At 69.9% G+C, this 13893-nt stretch carries 13 protein-coding genes; 3 read left to right on the top strand and 10 right to left on the bottom strand.

Going from position 1 to position 13893, the window contains the following annotated elements:
• Window positions 1-37 precede the first annotated feature (37 nt).
• Complete coding sequence (gene bchO, locus WJU27_RS20375) at window positions 38-910, top strand: alpha/beta fold hydrolase BchO (RefSeq protein ID WP_020165698.1); 873 nt, start codon at window positions 38-40, stop codon at window positions 908-910.
• Window positions 911-920: 10 nt separating this feature from the next.
• Here the strand turns inward: bchO and WJU27_RS20370 are convergent, their stop codons facing one another.
• The 6 genes from WJU27_RS20370 to WJU27_RS20345 form a co-directional block, all read right to left on the bottom strand.
• Window positions 921-1970: a phytoene/squalene synthase family protein gene (locus WJU27_RS20370; RefSeq protein WP_020165699.1), complete on the bottom strand. Its 1050-nt coding sequence runs from the start codon at window positions 1968-1970 to the stop codon at window positions 921-923.
• Window positions 1963-3492 carry a phytoene desaturase gene (locus tag WJU27_RS20365; RefSeq protein ID WP_341423255.1) on the bottom strand — a complete coding sequence of 510 codons (1530 nt, stop codon included), beginning with the start codon at window positions 3490-3492 and terminating at the stop codon, window positions 1963-1965. The genes WJU27_RS20370 and WJU27_RS20365 overlap by 8 nt, the downstream gene beginning before the upstream one ends.
• 19 nt (window positions 3493-3511) lie before the next feature.
• Complete coding sequence (locus WJU27_RS20360) at window positions 3512-5338, bottom strand: magnesium chelatase subunit D (RefSeq protein WP_157257248.1); 1827 nt, start codon at window positions 5336-5338, stop codon at window positions 3512-3514.
• Window positions 5335-6354 (bottom strand): magnesium chelatase ATPase subunit I, encoded by a 1020-nt coding sequence (bchI, locus tag WJU27_RS20355; protein WP_020165702.1) that lies wholly within the window; start codon window positions 6352-6354, stop codon window positions 5335-5337. Before bchI ends, WJU27_RS20360 begins: the two co-directional genes overlap by 4 nt.
• 118 nt (window positions 6355-6472) lie before the next feature.
• Window positions 6473-7108, bottom strand: a complete 636-nt coding sequence (locus tag WJU27_RS20350; protein WP_341423254.1) for a trimeric intracellular cation channel family protein — start codon at window positions 7106-7108, stop codon at window positions 6473-6475.
• A gap of 28 nt (window positions 7109-7136) precedes the next feature.
• Window positions 7137-7628: a hypothetical protein gene (locus WJU27_RS20345; RefSeq protein ID WP_020165704.1), complete on the bottom strand. Its 492-nt coding sequence runs from the start codon at window positions 7626-7628 to the stop codon at window positions 7137-7139.
• Window positions 7629-7858: 230 nt separating this feature from the next.
• Here WJU27_RS20345 and WJU27_RS20340 point away from each other — a divergent pair, with 230 nt between their 5' ends.
• On the top strand, window positions 7859-8995 hold the full coding sequence (locus WJU27_RS20340; protein ID WP_341423253.1) for a M48 family metallopeptidase: 1137 nt from the start codon (window positions 7859-7861) through the stop codon (window positions 8993-8995).
• Between the two features lie 16 nt (window positions 8996-9011).
• Here WJU27_RS20340 and WJU27_RS20335 read toward each other — a convergent pair whose 3' ends face one another.
• Entirely contained in the window at window positions 9012-9434 is a 423-nt protein-coding gene (locus WJU27_RS20335) for a CBS domain-containing protein (protein ID WP_296807200.1), read from the bottom strand.
• A gap of 189 nt (window positions 9435-9623) precedes the next feature.
• On the opposite strand from WJU27_RS20335, the gene WJU27_RS20330 reads away from it, so the two are divergent.
• Window positions 9624-10526: a DMT family transporter gene (locus WJU27_RS20330; protein ID WP_341423252.1), complete on the top strand. Its 903-nt coding sequence runs from the start codon at window positions 9624-9626 to the stop codon at window positions 10524-10526.
• 55 nt (window positions 10527-10581) lie between these two features.
• On the opposite strand, the gene ssb is transcribed toward WJU27_RS20330, so the two are convergent.
• From ssb to WJU27_RS20315, 3 genes are all read right to left on the bottom strand, one after another.
• Window positions 10582-11115 (bottom strand): single-stranded DNA-binding protein, encoded by a 534-nt coding sequence (ssb, locus tag WJU27_RS20325; RefSeq protein ID WP_020165708.1) that lies wholly within the window; start codon window positions 11113-11115, stop codon window positions 10582-10584.
• Window positions 11116-11203: 88 nt separating this feature from the next.
• Complete coding sequence (locus tag WJU27_RS20320; RefSeq protein ID WP_341423251.1) at window positions 11204-12550, bottom strand: MFS transporter; 1347 nt, start codon at window positions 12548-12550, stop codon at window positions 11204-11206.
• A gap of 103 nt (window positions 12551-12653) precedes the next feature.
• On the bottom strand, window positions 12654-13883 hold the full coding sequence (locus WJU27_RS20315) for a M48 family metalloprotease (protein WP_304001695.1): 1230 nt from the start codon (window positions 13881-13883) through the stop codon (window positions 12654-12656).
• Window positions 13884-13893: the final 10 nt, after the last annotated feature.

Raw genomic sequence — 13893 nt, 5'->3', positions numbered from 1 at the left:
GACTGCACTGAACCTGCCCCCGAAACTTCACAACGCCATGGCCGCAACCGAAAGCCTCGACTGGCCGCGCGACGGCGCCGACTGGCCCAATCGCGATGCAAGCCGCTTCGTCGACGCCGGCGGCGTGCACTGGCACGTGCAGATCGCGGGCAGCGGCCCGCCGCTGCTGCTGCTGCATGGCAGTGGCGCGTCGACCCACTCCTGGCGCGAGCTGCTGCCGCTGCTGGCGTGCGAACACACCGTCATCGCGCCCGACCTGCCGGGCCATGCCTTCAGTTCGACCCCGCCGGTCCACACGCTGTCGCTGCCCGGCATGGCGCGCGCCATCGGCGCGCTGCTGCACGCACTGCAGATCGCACCGGCGGCGGTGGCCGGGCACTCGGCAGGTGCGGCGATCGCGCTGCGCATGCGACTCGACGGCCTGCTGCCAGGCCGCCACCTGGTCAGCCTCAATGGCGCGCTGCTGCCGCTGCCCGGCCTGGCCGGCCTGCTGTTCCCGCCGGCCGCCCGCCTGCTGTCACTGACACCGTTCGCCGCCGCCCTGTTCGCGCGCAGCGCGTCGCGCAACGGTGCGGTCGAGCGGCTGATCGCCAGCACCGGGTCGCACATCGACGCACGCGGCATCGCGCTGTACGCGCGGCTGGTGCGCTGCCGCGCGCACGTCGCCGGGGTACTCGGCATGATGGCGAACTGGGACATCGCGCCGCTGGCGCGCGACCTGCCGCGGCTCGACGCCGCGCTGACACTGATCGCGGCGCGCGGCGACCGCACGGTGCCGCCCGACTGTTCGCGCCGCGTGCAGCGCATGGTGGCGGACGCTCGCCTGATCGAGCTCGACGGGCTGGGCCATCTGGCGCACGAGGAAGCGCCGCAGCGACTGGCCGCACTGATCGCCGAAGCGGTGCAGTAGGCCACCGGCCTCAGCCGCCCTGCGCGCGCGCCCTGTCCTGCCGCTCCAGCCGCTCGAACAGGTCGATCAGCCATTCCAGCCGCTGTCGCGGCGTGCGCGACGGCAGGCGGTCGAGCCGTCCCTGCACGGCCAGCGGCAGCGGCGCCGCGGTGACCGCGTCGACCAGCATCGACACCTCCTCCAGCTCGGCGTAGCGCGCCTCCGCCTGCCGCGCGGCGGCGGTCAGCGAGCCGGCCAGCAGCACCGTCTTGCGCCAGGACGACACGACTGAGCGCTGCGACACTGAATCGTGTCCGTTGGCCACCACGCCGCGGCCGATGTCGCGATAGATGGCACGTGCCGCCCGGATGCCCGGCCGGCAGGCCGGCGGCAGCTGTTCGATGCCGGCAGCGGCGCGCTCGTACAGCAGGTCGGCACAGCCAAGCAGGCGATCGAGCACCGGCACCAGCCGCGCGTCGAACACCGGCCGCGCCAGCCAGTCGTCCGGGTCGATGCCGGCCACGCGCAGCCAGCCGCGCGGCAGGTAGAGCCGGCCGCGCCGCGCGTCCTCGCCGATGTCGCGGGCGATGTTGGTGAGCTGCATCGCCAGCCCGAGGTCGCAGGCGCGCGCCGCCTGTTCGCGGTCGCGCACGCCCATCAGCATCGCCATCATGGCGCCGACGGTGGCCGCGACGCGGGCGCAGTAATCGTACAGCTCGGACAGCGTTTCGTACTGCCGGCCGCGGGCGTCCCAGGCGAAGCCCTCGATCAGCGCGTGCAGCAGTGCCGGCGGTATCGCGAACTGCACCACCACCCGCGACAGCATGCGATCGACCGGATCGTTACGCGGCCGGCCGGCGCAGGCGGCGTCGACCCGCCGGCGCAGCGCCTCGACGGTCGCCTCGTCGGCGGCGCTGTCGTCGACCAGATCGTCGGCGATGCGGCAGAAGGCGTACAGCGCGCAGGCCGGTTCGCGCACCGCGCGCGGCAGCAGCAGCGAGGCGGCGAAGAAGGAGCGCGAGCCGTCGCGCAGCAGACGGCGGCAGGCCGCCATGTCCTGGGCTGCGTCGTGGTCAGACATGAGACGGGTCCGGCACCAGCCGGTCGAGTACGCGCGCCGACGACAGCACGCCGGGCAGACCGGCGCCCGGGTGCGTGCCGGCGCCGACCAGATAGAGCCGCTCCAGTTCTTCGCTGCGGTTGTGCGGACGGAACCAGGCGCTCTGCGTCAGCACCGGCTCCAGCCCGAAGGCCGCGCCCTTCAGCGACAGCAGGCGGTCGCGGAAATCGATAGGCGTAGTGACGCGCGAGGTGACGATGCGCCCGGCCAACCCCGGCAGCAGCGTCTCCGACAGGCGGTCCTCGATCGCCTGCCGGTAGCGCTCCGCCTCGACTGTCCAGTCGGTGCCGCTGTCGAGATGAGGCACCGGCGACAGCACGTAGAAGGCGTCGCACCCAGGCGGCGCCAGCGACGGGTCGGTCGCGGTCGGCCGGTGCAAGTAGAGGCTGAAATCGTCGGCCAACACCTGGCGTTCGAAGATGTCGTGCAGCAGCGCCCGGTAGCGCGGACCGAGCAGTATCGTGTGGTGCGGCACCGCGTCGTAGCAGCCGCGCGTGCCGAAGTACCAGACGAACAGACTCATCGAATAGCGCGCGTCGTCGAGGCGGCGGTCGGTCCAGCGCTTGCGCCGGGTGGATGGCAGCAGGTGCTTGTAGGTGTAGGCGGCGTCGGCGTTCGACACCACGACGTCGGCCGCCAGCAGTTCGCCGTTGCGCAACCGCACCCCGGTGGCGCGGCCGTTGTGCGCGGTGATCTCGACCACCTCGGCGTCGCAGCGCACGCGGTTGCCCTGCCCCTCGATCAGCTTCACCAGGCCGCTGACCAGAGAGCCGGTGCCGCCCATCGCGAAGTGCACGCCCCACTGCCGCTCCAGGTGGGCGATCAGGCCGTAGATCGACGTGACAGTGAACGGATTGCCACCGACGAACAGCGGATGAAAGCTCAGCACGAAGCGCAGCCGCTCGTCGCGCACATGGCTGGACACCAGGCTGTAAAGGCTGCGGTAACTCTGCAGCTTCACCATCGCCGGCAGCACGCGCGCCATGTCTATCCAGCTGTCGAAGGGCACGTGGCCCAGCTGTTCGAAACCGACGCGGAAGGTGGCCTCGCTGGCCCGCATGAAGCGCTCGTAGCCGGCCACGTCGTCCGGCGCCAGCCGCGCGACCTCGCGCCGCATCGCCTCGGGATCACCAGAGCAGTCGAAGCTTTCGCCGTCGTCGAAACGGATGCGGTAGAACGGCGACAGCGGTCGCAGATCGACGTCGTCGGCCATCCGTCGGCCGCAAAGCTGCCACAGTTCCTCGAACAGGAAGGGCGCGGTGACGATGGTCGGGCCGGCGTCGAAGGTGAAGCCGTCCTGCCGGTGTACGTAGGCGCGTCCGCCCGGCGCGTCCAGTCGTTCCAGCACGGTGACGCGGTAGCCGCGCGCCCCGAGCCGGACCGCCGCGGCCAGTCCGCCGAAGCCGCTGCCTATCACCACCGCATGCGGTGCGCTGCGGCGCACGCCGGTCACCGCTGGCGGCAGATCATTCATCGAGGTCATGGCCGCATACCGGTCGTGTTCATCCGTTCTGGCCGGCGGACTGCGCGCCCGCCTGCTTCACCAGCTGCGAGATGCCCTGTGCATCGGCCGCCGACAGCGGTGCATACAGGGCGCCCATGCCGGCCGCCAGCGACTGCGCGGACGGATGCGGCCGCGGCGAGGTGTCGATGAACAGCGTGCGCAGTGCCGACGCGCGCACCCGCCGCGCCGCCGCCTGCGCGTCCTGCTCGGCGCGGGCACGACCGCCCTGACCGTCGCGCGCGACATTGCCCCGGCCGTCGGTGAGCAGCACCAGCGTCGGCGTGTCGCCCTGCCGGCGCAGCGCGTCCGCCAGGCTCCAGCCCGCTTCGATGCCGGCGGCCAGCGGCGTGCCGCCGCCACCGGGCAGGCCGGCCAGGCTGCGTTTGGCACGCACCAGCGAACGGGTCGGCGGCAACAGCAGTTCGGCGCGCGTGCCGCGGAAGGCGATCACCGCCACGCGGTCGCGCCGCACGTAGCAGTCGGCCAGCAGAAGTTCGACCGCGCCCTTGGCTTCGCCCAGCCGGTGCAGCGCCGACGAGCCGGAGGCGTCGACGACGAAGATGGTGGTGGTCTGCGTACGCTGCCGGTAACGGACGACGCGGAAATCCTCGGGCCGCACCGCCACCCGCGTCGCCGGCATGCCCTGGCGTCGGCGCAGCAGCTGCCACGGCGCCGCCGCACGCAGCGTGTCGATGACGCTGAGCCGCAGTCCGCCGCCCGGCCGCCCCTTGCGTACGCCGACCGGCCGGCCGCGCTGGCCGTTGCCGCGCAGCGCGCCGGAGCGCCCGGCGCTGCGCGCCCGCGGCAGACGACCGCCAGCCAGCCGGATGTGCGCCAGCAGGTCAGGGCTCAGCGCGGCGCGTACCGCATCGAGCACGCGGTCTTCAAGTGGCTGTTGCAGATCGGCGGGCCTGTCGTCCTTCTGCTCGCCGCCCGCATCGCCCGGCGGCGGCGCGGCCTCGGCGGGCGTGTTGTCGGGCGCGGGGGAATCGGGTGGCACATCGGCCGACGCCTCGACGGCACTTGCCGGACACTGCGTCGCGCGCGGCGCCAGCACGAGCTGGGCGGCCAGCGTCACGTCCGGCTCGCCCACCTGGTCGCGCCCGTCCAGCGCGGCCGCGGCGCGGGCAGCGCGTACCGCGAGCATGAAGGCGCGCAGCGAATCGACGCCGAAGGCCTGTGCCGCTGCACCGAGCGACTGGATCACCACCGGCGATACGCTGACCGTCGGCAGGCGCGCACGCGCGGCGGCGATGTGTCCGGCATCGAAGGGCAGTTGCGGGCAGTCGCCGGCACGCAGGCCTTCGAGCTCGACGATGCAGGCCAGCCGATCGCACAGCGCGGCCGGCAGGTTCTCGTCGTCGCCCTGTGCCTCGTCCAGCGCGATCACTCCGAACTCAGCCGCCTCGCGCGTTTCCAGCCCATCGCGCAGCATCACCACGACGCCCTCGTCCATCACCGCGGTCAGCCGCGCTGCGGCCGCCGAACTGATGCGCTCGGCCATCGCCAGCAGCACGACGCCGCCGTGCGCCTCGACCAGCAGGCCGCGCTCGGCCACCGGTCGGCCGGCGCGCAGCGTGGCCGCGAGGTCGAGCCCGCCGAGCAGGCGGGCATCGGGTGCGTCGAGCGGAATGCGGCGCAGCGGCGTGCCGGGCGGCAGCAGCGCGCGCAGTTGCGCCAGCCAGGCGTCGCGCGCCGGACCGGCCTGGGCGCGCAGCCGCACACCGCCACATCCGGCCGGATCGAGCGCACACAGCGCGGCCGGCAGCAGTGCGCGCAGCCAGCGCGCCATCGTGTCGTCAGTCTGCATCGGTACCCCGCTCATGCCGGCAGCAGCTCATCGACCGCGCGCGCCACGCGCACGCCGGAGCCGGATTCGTCCAGTGGATCGCGGCGCAGCCGGTGGCGCAGCGCCGACGGCGCGATCCGTCGCAGATGCGCGTCGCCGACCTCTTCGTCGCCGTCATAGGCCGCCAGTGCGCGCGCCGCGCGCACCAGCGTCAGTTCGCCGCGCAGGCCGTCGGTGCCGAGCTGCATGCACAGCCTGGCCGCCTGTTCGAGCGCTGCATCCGGCACCCGCACGGCGGGCAGGCGCTCGCGCGCACCGACGATGCGACGACGCAGCTTGGCGTCGCGTCCGGACCACTGCGCACAGAAGCCGGCGCGGTCGCGCTCGAAGGCGTCACGACGTTTCACGACATCGACGCGGGTCGGCAGATCGGTCGGCGTACTCACCTCGACCGACAGGCCGAAGCGGTCCAGCAGCTGCGGCCGCAGTTCGCCCTCCTCCGGGTTGCCGCTGCCGACGAGCACGAAGCGCGCGGGGTGACGCACGCTGAGCCCTTCGCGCTCGACCACGTTCTCGCCGGAAGCGGCCACGTCGATCAGCAGATCGACCAGGTGGTCCTCCAGCAGATTGACCTCGTCGACATAGAGAAAGCCACGGTGGGCGCGCGCCAGCAGTCCGGGTTCGAAGGCCTTTTCACCGCGGGTCAGCGCGCGTTCGAGATCGAGAGCGCCGACCACGCGGTCCTCGGTGGCGCCAAGCGGCAGATCGACCACCGGCACCGGCACCAGCCGCGCGCGTCGCGATGCGGCAGCGGCGGAACAGACCGGGCAGACCGAGGCCACTTCGTCCGGGTCACACTGGTAGGCGCAGCCCTCGACCGCGCGCATCTTCGGCAGCAGCGCCGCCAGTGCGCGCACGGCCGTCGACTTGCCGGTGCCGCGGTCGCCGAACACCAGCACGCCGCCGATGGACGGATCGACCGCCGACAGCAGGATGGCCTGCTTCATTTCGTCCTGGCCGACGATGGCCGAAAACGGGAAGGCTTGCGACATGGCGCACCTCGCGCGGAAGTCGGGCGCCATGGAAGATCGATGGCACAGCCGATAGTGTCACTTTATGCTGACACCTCGAATGTGTCTACAGATTGACGCTACACGGTGTGCGGCGCGCTCAGCTTTCGTCGCGCGGCCAGCGCGGTACCGACCAGCCTGTCATCACCGCAAGCAGCCGCAGGCCGGCGATCAGCGCGACCGAGACGGCCAGCGACAGCAGCGGTGTCACCGCCAGCGCGTCCATGCCGAGGTAGAGCCAGGCACCGACGAAGGCGCACAGGGCATAGGGCCGGTGGTCGTGGAACACGTTCGGCACCTCGTTGCAGATGACGTCGCGCATGACGCCGCCGAGCACGCCGGTGACGACGCCCATCATGACTGACACGAAGAGCGGCATGCCCATCTGGTGCGCTAGGCTGACGCCGGTGACCGAAAACAGACCAAGACCCAGAGCATCGGGAATCAGCATCGCGCGTTCGGTGACGATGTCGCGGTGCTTGTGCAGCCAGGGCGCTGCCACCAGCGTGAGCACGAAGATGAGCCACACATAGCCCTGGTGCTCGACCCAGAAGAAGGGCCGGCGGTCGAGCAGCACGTCGCGCACCGTGCCGCCGCCAAAAGCGGTGATGAAGGCCACGGCGAACACACCGACCACGTCCATGCGGCGGCGCGCTGCTTCGATCAGGCCAGACACGGCAAAGGCGAGCGTGGCGGCGAACTCGATCGCCGAAATGAGCAGCTGGAATCTGGGCATGCGGCGATTGTAGGCGCCGCGGGCGGTTTCAGCGTTGCCGTGCCTCGAACACGTTGGCGCCGGCCGGCGTCACGAAGGATTCGAGAAAGCGGGTGCGCTGGAAGTCGGCGACGGTCGGCGGATGCGCCCGACAGGGCGCCTGCAGGAAGGGCGTGTACATATAGACGGACATTTCCGGCGATTCGAAATGGACCCGGACCGACGACGTGCGCGCCGCATCGTACTCGGGCGGCAGGCCGATCTGCGCCACCAGCGTGTAGGCGATCAGCTTGTCCTTCCACGCCATCGCCACCAGCCTGTCGTGCAGTATTTCGTACTGCATGTAGTGCGGCAGCGCGTAGTTTGCGGGGTCGGACTCCAGCGGATGGACAAAACCGGCCGGACAGACGTAGCTGCCGAAGGGCCACACCGTGCCGAAGCGCCGCAGGCGTTCGCGCGCCTGCCGGTTGCTGCGGTCCAGCAGTTCAAGCAGTTCGAACTCGGCGAGCGGGGAATCGGGCTTGAACAGGGGAAGCGCCATGGTGAAACGGGGGCGATGAAAATGACCGTTCCAGTCTATGCCGACCGTGCGCCCCGGCATGCCCAACGCATCACGCTGATACAAATCGGCGCGAGCAGACGCCACATCGTTGTTTTGAACGGGGAAATTGCCTGATCGGGCTCAGGCATTCGGCTGATTGCCGCGGCGCTGGCGCGCTACGTATAAGTCGGCCCAGTCCCCTCGCGTTTGCCCTGCCCGGAGCCGCCATCGTGAATGCGCACAGCCGACAACGCCAGCTTCGCCGCCTGCTCACGCTGCGCGCCACCCTATGCATCGGGCTGCTGACCGCAGCGCTGGCCGGCTGCCTGCTGTCCGGGCTGATGCTGCTGCATGCGCTGGAAGGCGCCTCGACAGTGACGACTGCCGTGGCGCTGGCCGTGCTGCTGACCGTAGTCTGGGTCAGCGTGCGACTTTCGCGCTGGCTCTGGGTACCGACGCCGGACTGCGCGGGCATCGTGCTGCCGGACGCGCTGGCGCCCGGCTTCCGTCGGCGCATCGACCGTCTTTGCACACGGCTCGGCGCGCGCCGCATCGACCGCGTGCTGGCCACGCCGGAGGTGAACGCCGCCGTCGTGTGCCGCCCGGCTTTCGGTCTGTTCGGCCCGATGCGCACGACGCTGCTGCTGGGCATACCACTGGCCCACTGCCTGACGCCACAGCAACTGTCGGCGGTGCTGGCGCACGAACTGGCTCACCTGTCGGCGCAGCGCGGCCGCCGCGGCGCCTGGGCCGCCCATCTGCGCACCTGGTGGCTGCGCTGTTTCGACCGCATCGACGAGGACGACGGCCCGCTTGCGTGTGCCGCCCGTCGTGCGTTCGCGCGCACCGCGCGGACCGACCTCGAACAGTCTGTACAGTTGTCGCGACTGGACGAATTCGAGGCCGACGCACTCGCTGCCCGCGCGGTCGGTGCACCGGCGCTGGCCGGCGCACTGATCGATCTGGCGATGAAGGACCGTTTCCTGACCGAGAACTACTGGACCAAGGTGATGGAACAGGCGCGCAGCAGGCGCCGGCCGCGCATCCGCCCCTTCCGCGAAATGGGCCTCGGCATGCAGGTGGGCTTCGTGCGCGACGAGGCGCTGGCCGATCTGGAGCATCTGCTCGGCGCACGCGCCGACACCGCCACCTTCGACACCCACCCGGCGCTGGCCGAACGCCTGGCGGCGCTCGACATCGACCACGCCGACGGCCTGCCCGACGCGGCCGACGGCCCGAGCGCGGCCGAGCACTACTTCGCCGATCTGCTGCCGACGCTGTCGCTGGCCTTCGACCGCATGTGGTGGCTGGCCTCGTCGCGCGACTGGCGGCAGCAGTACCGCAGCGCGCACGCTGATCGTCGCTGACTCAGCAGATCCTGAATCAGCAGATCCTTTCCCACAGGCTGGTTTCGTCGCCCAGCCGTTCCAGTTCGGCGCCCTTGAAATCGCCACGCGACACGATGCCGACGATCACCCCGTTGTCGACCACCGGCAGATGGCGGAAGCCGCGATCGTTCATTTCGCGCAGCGCGTCGATCGAGGTCTGGTCCGGCGCAATCGTGTGCGGATCCGGCGTCATTGCCTCGGCCAGCGTCATGGCCGGCGCGTGATGCCCTTCGGCAAGTATCCGCACTGCGTCGCGGCCGGTGAAGATGCCGACCAGCTTCTGCTTGTCGTCGACCACCAGCACCGCCCCGGTCCCCTTCTCATGCATCAGCCGGCAGGCATGACTGACCGTGTCGTTCCGCTGCAGCAACAGCGGTTCCCTGTTCTTGATGATGAAGGCGATGTAGCGCTTTTCCATGATGTCTCCTGAAATGCCCGGGGCGAGTCCCCTTTGAATCTAGCCGCCGGCCGGTCGGCCGTCTTGAGCAGGATCAGGCGGGCGCGCCTTGACTGTGCCGCCGCGCCGACCGGAACAGCCGGCAGCACGACAGGGAGGCGGACCACGACAGGCTCTACACTGATGCCCCGTCAACCGGTTGCCTTCGCAATGCCCCGCTTCACCCCGTCCCCGCGTACCACCGGCTATCTCGCCGCCGCCGGTACCGTCGCCATCTGGACCGGCTTCATCCTGGTATCCCGCTACGGCGGCAAGAGCCCGCTGACCGCCTGGGACACGCTGGCGCTGCGCCTGGGCACGGCCGCACTGTTGCTGCTGCCTTTCGCCGGCAGCCTGCCGCGCGGCGCCTGGCGCGACGCGCAATTGTGGACGCTGACCCTGCTCGGCGGCCTCATCTACGGCCTGTTCGTGTTCGCCGCCTTCAAGTACGCACCGGCCGCGCACGGCGCCATCCTGCTGCCGGGCATGCAGCCCTTCCTGGTCGCCGCGGCCGCCTGGTGGGTGCTCGGCTCGCGACCGGGTGCCGGGCGCATGGTCGGCCTGGCCGGCATTGCGCTGGGCATTGCCTGCGTGGCGGTGCACTACTCCGCCGGCGGCCACGCATGGACACACGACATGCTGCTGGGCGACCTGCTGCTGCTCGGCGGCTCGGCCGCGTGGGCGCTGTACAGCGTGCTGGCGAAGAAATGGAAGCGCGACGCCTGGACGCTGACCCGCTTCGTCGCGCTCGGCTCGACCGCGCTCTACCTGCCGGTCTATCTGCTGTGGCTGCCCAAGGCGCTCGACCAGGTGCCGACCGGCATGCTGGTGCTGCAGGGTCTCTACCAGGGCGCCGGCGTCACCATCGTGGCGATGATGCTGTTCCTGAAGGCGGTGCATGAGCTGGGCGCCGAACGCACCGGCGCGCTGGTGGCGCTGGTGCCGGTACTGGCCGGCGTCGCCGCGGCGCCGCTGCTCGACGAGCCGCTGTCCGGCTGGCTGGTCGCCGGCCTGATCTGCGTGTCGGCGGGCGCCTTCGTCGCCGCGCGGCCCGGGCGGGCGATGGCGCGCTGAAAAAAAACGGCGCACCCGCGGGCGCGCCGTTTTCTTTCCGGACTGACCGTTCGCGTCAGAACGGAATGTCGTCGTCCATGCCGCCGAAGCCACCGGACGAGGACGGCGGTGCCGACTGCGGCGCCGGCGCCGGACGGCTGGGCGCCTGACGCGGCGCGGACTGGCGCGGTGCCTGATCGAAATCGTCGCCACCGCCGTAACCACCACCGCCACCGCCGCCGTAGCTTTCACCGCCACCGCCGCCACCCGAGCCCTGACGACTGCCCAGCATCTGCATCTGCTCGGCGCGGATTTCGGTGGTGTAGCGGTCCTGACCTTCCTTGTCCTGCCACTTGCGGGTGCGCAGGCTGCCCTCGACATAGACGGCCGAGCCCTTGCGCAGGTACTGGCCGGCGATCTCGGCCAGGCGGCCGTAGAAGGACACGCGATGCCACTCTGTCTGTTCCTTCTTCTCGCCGGTCTGCTTGTCCTTCCAGCTGTCGGTGGTCGCCACCGTGATGTTGCAGATCGCGTCGCCGTTTGGCGCGTAGCGGGTTTCCGGATCGCGGCCCAGGTTGCCGACGATGATGACCTTGTTTACTGAAGCCATGATTTTCCTCCCGCGAGATTCGTGTATTTCGTTTCTGACAGAGGCGCTACGCACCGGACGGGCGCTGCGCCATTATTCCATATGAATTTCAGGCAACGGCCGGCGCATCGAGCAGCCGGCGTACGCCCTCTTCGTCCCACAGTTCCAGATTCACCTTCAGATACGCCATCCGGCGCTCCCGTTCGACGCTGGCTTCCCTGACACCCGGCAGTTCGAGCAGGCGCTCGCGCAGCCACTCGATGTCGACATGATCGCCGATCGCGTACTCGCGCAGTGCAACCACCGGCGGCGCTTGCATGCTGCGTGCCCACAGCCACCAGGCGATGGCCAGCGCAATGCAGAAGCCGAACACGCCAGCGGCGCCGAAACGCAGCGCGATCGCCCCGCCGATGGCGCTGCCGGTGGCGGCGCCGATGGACTGTGCGGTATTGAACACACCGAGCGCCGCACCCTTGGCCGCCGGCGGCGCGATGCGCGACACCAGCGAGGGCAGCAGCGCCTCCAGCAGATTGAAGGCAATGAAGAACACGAACAGCCCGCCGACCAGCACCCACATCAGGTCGACCTGCGCCAGGAAGATGAACTGCGAAACGATCAGCGTGACGATGGACGCCAGGAACACCGACTTCACGCGCGCCCGCTTTTCCGCCCAGACGATGGCCGGCACCATGACGACGAAACTGGCCAGCACGATGGGCAGGTAGAGCGTCCAGTGTTCGGCCACCGGCACGCCCATCACTTCGACCAGCGCCAGCGGCACCATCAGGAACATGGCCATCTGCACCATGTGCACGGTGAACATGCCGAAGTTGAGGCGCATCAGCTGACGGTCGGCGATCACCCGCGCAAACGGCGTCGGCTGCACCACCGGCGCGTGGTCCGGATCCGGCACCACCTTGAGCAGCACCGGAATCGCGGTCAGTGCCAGCACGGCGATGAACAGGAACATGCCGTCCATGCCCACCCAGCCGTAAAGCGCCGGCGACAGCACCAGAGAACCGGCGAACACGAGGCCGATGGTCGAACCTATCATCGCCATCACCTTGGTGCGGTGCTGGTCGCGCACCAGATCGGCGGCAAGCGCGGTCACCGCGGCGGAAATGGCGCCGGTACCCTGCAGGATGCGCGCCGCGATCATCCAGTGGATGTCCGGCGCCCACATCGCCATCAGGCTGCCCGCCGCGTACAGCAGCAGACCGACGACGATGACCGGCTTGCGACCGAAGCGGTCGGAGGCGATGCCGAACGGAATCTGCATGAAGGCCTGGGCGAGACCGAACACGCCGAAGGCCAGCCCGGCCATGAAGATGTTGTCGCCGCCGGGCAGCGTCCGCGCGAACACCGAAAACACCGGCAGCACGAGGAACAGGCCGAGCATGCGCAAGGCGAGAATGAATGCGAGCGCCACGCCCGCACGCCATTCGGTGCGGGTCATGCGGTCTGAAATAGGGGAAGTCATGGCGGGACGGCGAAGGAACCGCCGAATTCTAGCAAAGCCGCGGCCACTGCCACGGCCTCTCTGTCACCGCCGCCCGGTTTCAGCGGCACCAGGACGGCCGGCGGGGCTCAGGTCGCTCGGTCTGGCACTGCCACTGGACCGCGCCGCTGACGTCATCCAGCGAGGGCACGAAGGCCAGCGCGTCGTCCTGGCCGCCGGGCCGGCCCAGCGGCGTCACGATTACCGTACCGCCCTCGCGCATGTCCACGCTTGCCACCGCCTGCAGCGCCTGTACCGCCGGCACGCGGTCGAGCGCGGACAACAGGGTGTTCGCCTGTTCCAGCGTGGCCGCCTCGGTCTGCAGATGCTGCAGCAGCGTGCCGGCGGCCGCATCGACCTGCGCCAGGCGGGCGCGCTTCACGTAGTCCTCGTACTGCGGAATGGCGATGGCCGCCATCACGCCGACGAGCGCGACCAGCATGATCAGGCCGCCGCCGCCGCCAATCCCGGGAAAGCGCGGCACGAACAGCGCCAGCAGCTTGGCGCGCAGGCTGCGTCGCGGCACCCGCAATTCGCGGCCGGACGACAGCGCGCGCAGCGCCAGCATGCGCTTGGACAGCCAGGGGTAGTCCGAAGTCAGCTCGTTGAAAGACATCCAGAAGCCGCCGCTTTCGGCGCTTTGACCGATGAAGGTGTCGCTGTTCAGCGTCATCCACCGGCGCGACCCACCCACTACGACCGCCAAAGCGCGTTCGGCATCCTCCGGCTTCGGGCACAGCGCAAGACCATAACGGTCGCAGGTGTATTCCTGGGCGCGGCGGTAGGCGGCACCGATCAAAGGCAGGAAAGCCGACGGCCAGAGAAAGACCGAACGCAGCAGGCCGGTGTGCTTGCGGTGGATGTGCGCCAGTTCGTGCCCGATGTAGAAATCCAGTGAATCCGGACGCTCCTCCAGCGCATCGACGATGGGCGAGAACAGCACGACGTAGTGGCGACCCAGGAATTTGGCCGCCAGCGCGTTCAGGATGCCGTCGGACTGGATCAGGTAGCACTCGGGCAGTTCGCGTATGCCCAGCCGGTCGCAGGCGCTGACGATGCGCGCGTGCAGGTCCGGAAACTGGTCCGGTCCGATGCGCGCTCCGTTGCCCTTCAGGTGGGTGATGAACCAGGAAAAGCCGAACAGGTAGAACAGTCCGCCGAACAGCAGGTAGACCAGCACCAGGCCGAAGGTGGCGACCAGGATGAGCACCCACAGCACTGCGGACAGCACGGCGTGAATTCGGAACAGCGTGTTCTCGCGCGGATAGGGCGCAACGGTCAGGATCTGCATGTCTGTTGTC

This window comes from Methyloversatilis sp. NSM2 (assembly GCF_038066675.1).
Lineage (GTDB): Bacteria > Pseudomonadota > Gammaproteobacteria > Burkholderiales > Rhodocyclaceae > Methyloversatilis > Methyloversatilis discipulorum_A.
Note: the sequence above shows the minus strand (reverse complement) of the source record. Positions and strands in the feature narration are given on the sequence as shown.

What these genes read in the sequence shown, in the direction of transcription:
- bchO (WP_020165698.1), top strand. Translation starts at nt 38, where the DNA reads ATGGCCGCAACCGAAAGCCTCGACTGGCCGCGCGACGGCGCCGACTGG.
- WJU27_RS20370 (WP_020165699.1), bottom strand. Translation starts at nt 1,970, where the DNA reads ATGTCTGACCACGACGCAGCCCAGGACATGGCGGCCTGCCGCCGTCTG.
- WJU27_RS20365 (WP_341423255.1), bottom strand. Translation starts at nt 3,492, where the DNA reads ATGACCTCGATGAATGATCTGCCGCCAGCGGTGACCGGCGTGCGCCGC.
- WJU27_RS20360 (WP_157257248.1), bottom strand. Translation starts at nt 5,338, where the DNA reads ATGAGCGGGGTACCGATGCAGACTGACGACACGATGGCGCGCTGGCTG.
- bchI (WP_020165702.1), bottom strand. Translation starts at nt 6,354, where the DNA reads ATGTCGCAAGCCTTCCCGTTTTCGGCCATCGTCGGCCAGGACGAAATG.
- WJU27_RS20350 (WP_341423254.1), bottom strand. Translation starts at nt 7,108, where the DNA reads ATGCCCAGATTCCAGCTGCTCATTTCGGCGATCGAGTTCGCCGCCACG.
- WJU27_RS20345 (WP_020165704.1), bottom strand. Translation starts at nt 7,628, where the DNA reads ATGGCGCTTCCCCTGTTCAAGCCCGATTCCCCGCTCGCCGAGTTCGAA.
- WJU27_RS20335 (WP_296807200.1), bottom strand. Translation starts at nt 9,434, where the DNA reads ATGGAAAAGCGCTACATCGCCTTCATCATCAAGAACAGGGAACCGCTG.
- WJU27_RS20330 (WP_341423252.1), top strand. Translation starts at nt 9,624, where the DNA reads ATGCCCCGCTTCACCCCGTCCCCGCGTACCACCGGCTATCTCGCCGCC.
- ssb (WP_020165708.1), bottom strand. Translation starts at nt 11,115, where the DNA reads ATGGCTTCAGTAAACAAGGTCATCATCGTCGGCAACCTGGGCCGCGAT.
- WJU27_RS20320 (WP_341423251.1), bottom strand. Translation starts at nt 12,550, where the DNA reads ATGACCCGCACCGAATGGCGTGCGGGCGTGGCGCTCGCATTCATTCTC.
- WJU27_RS20315 (WP_304001695.1), bottom strand. Translation starts at nt 13,883, where the DNA reads ATGCAGATCCTGACCGTTGCGCCCTATCCGCGCGAGAACACGCTGTTC.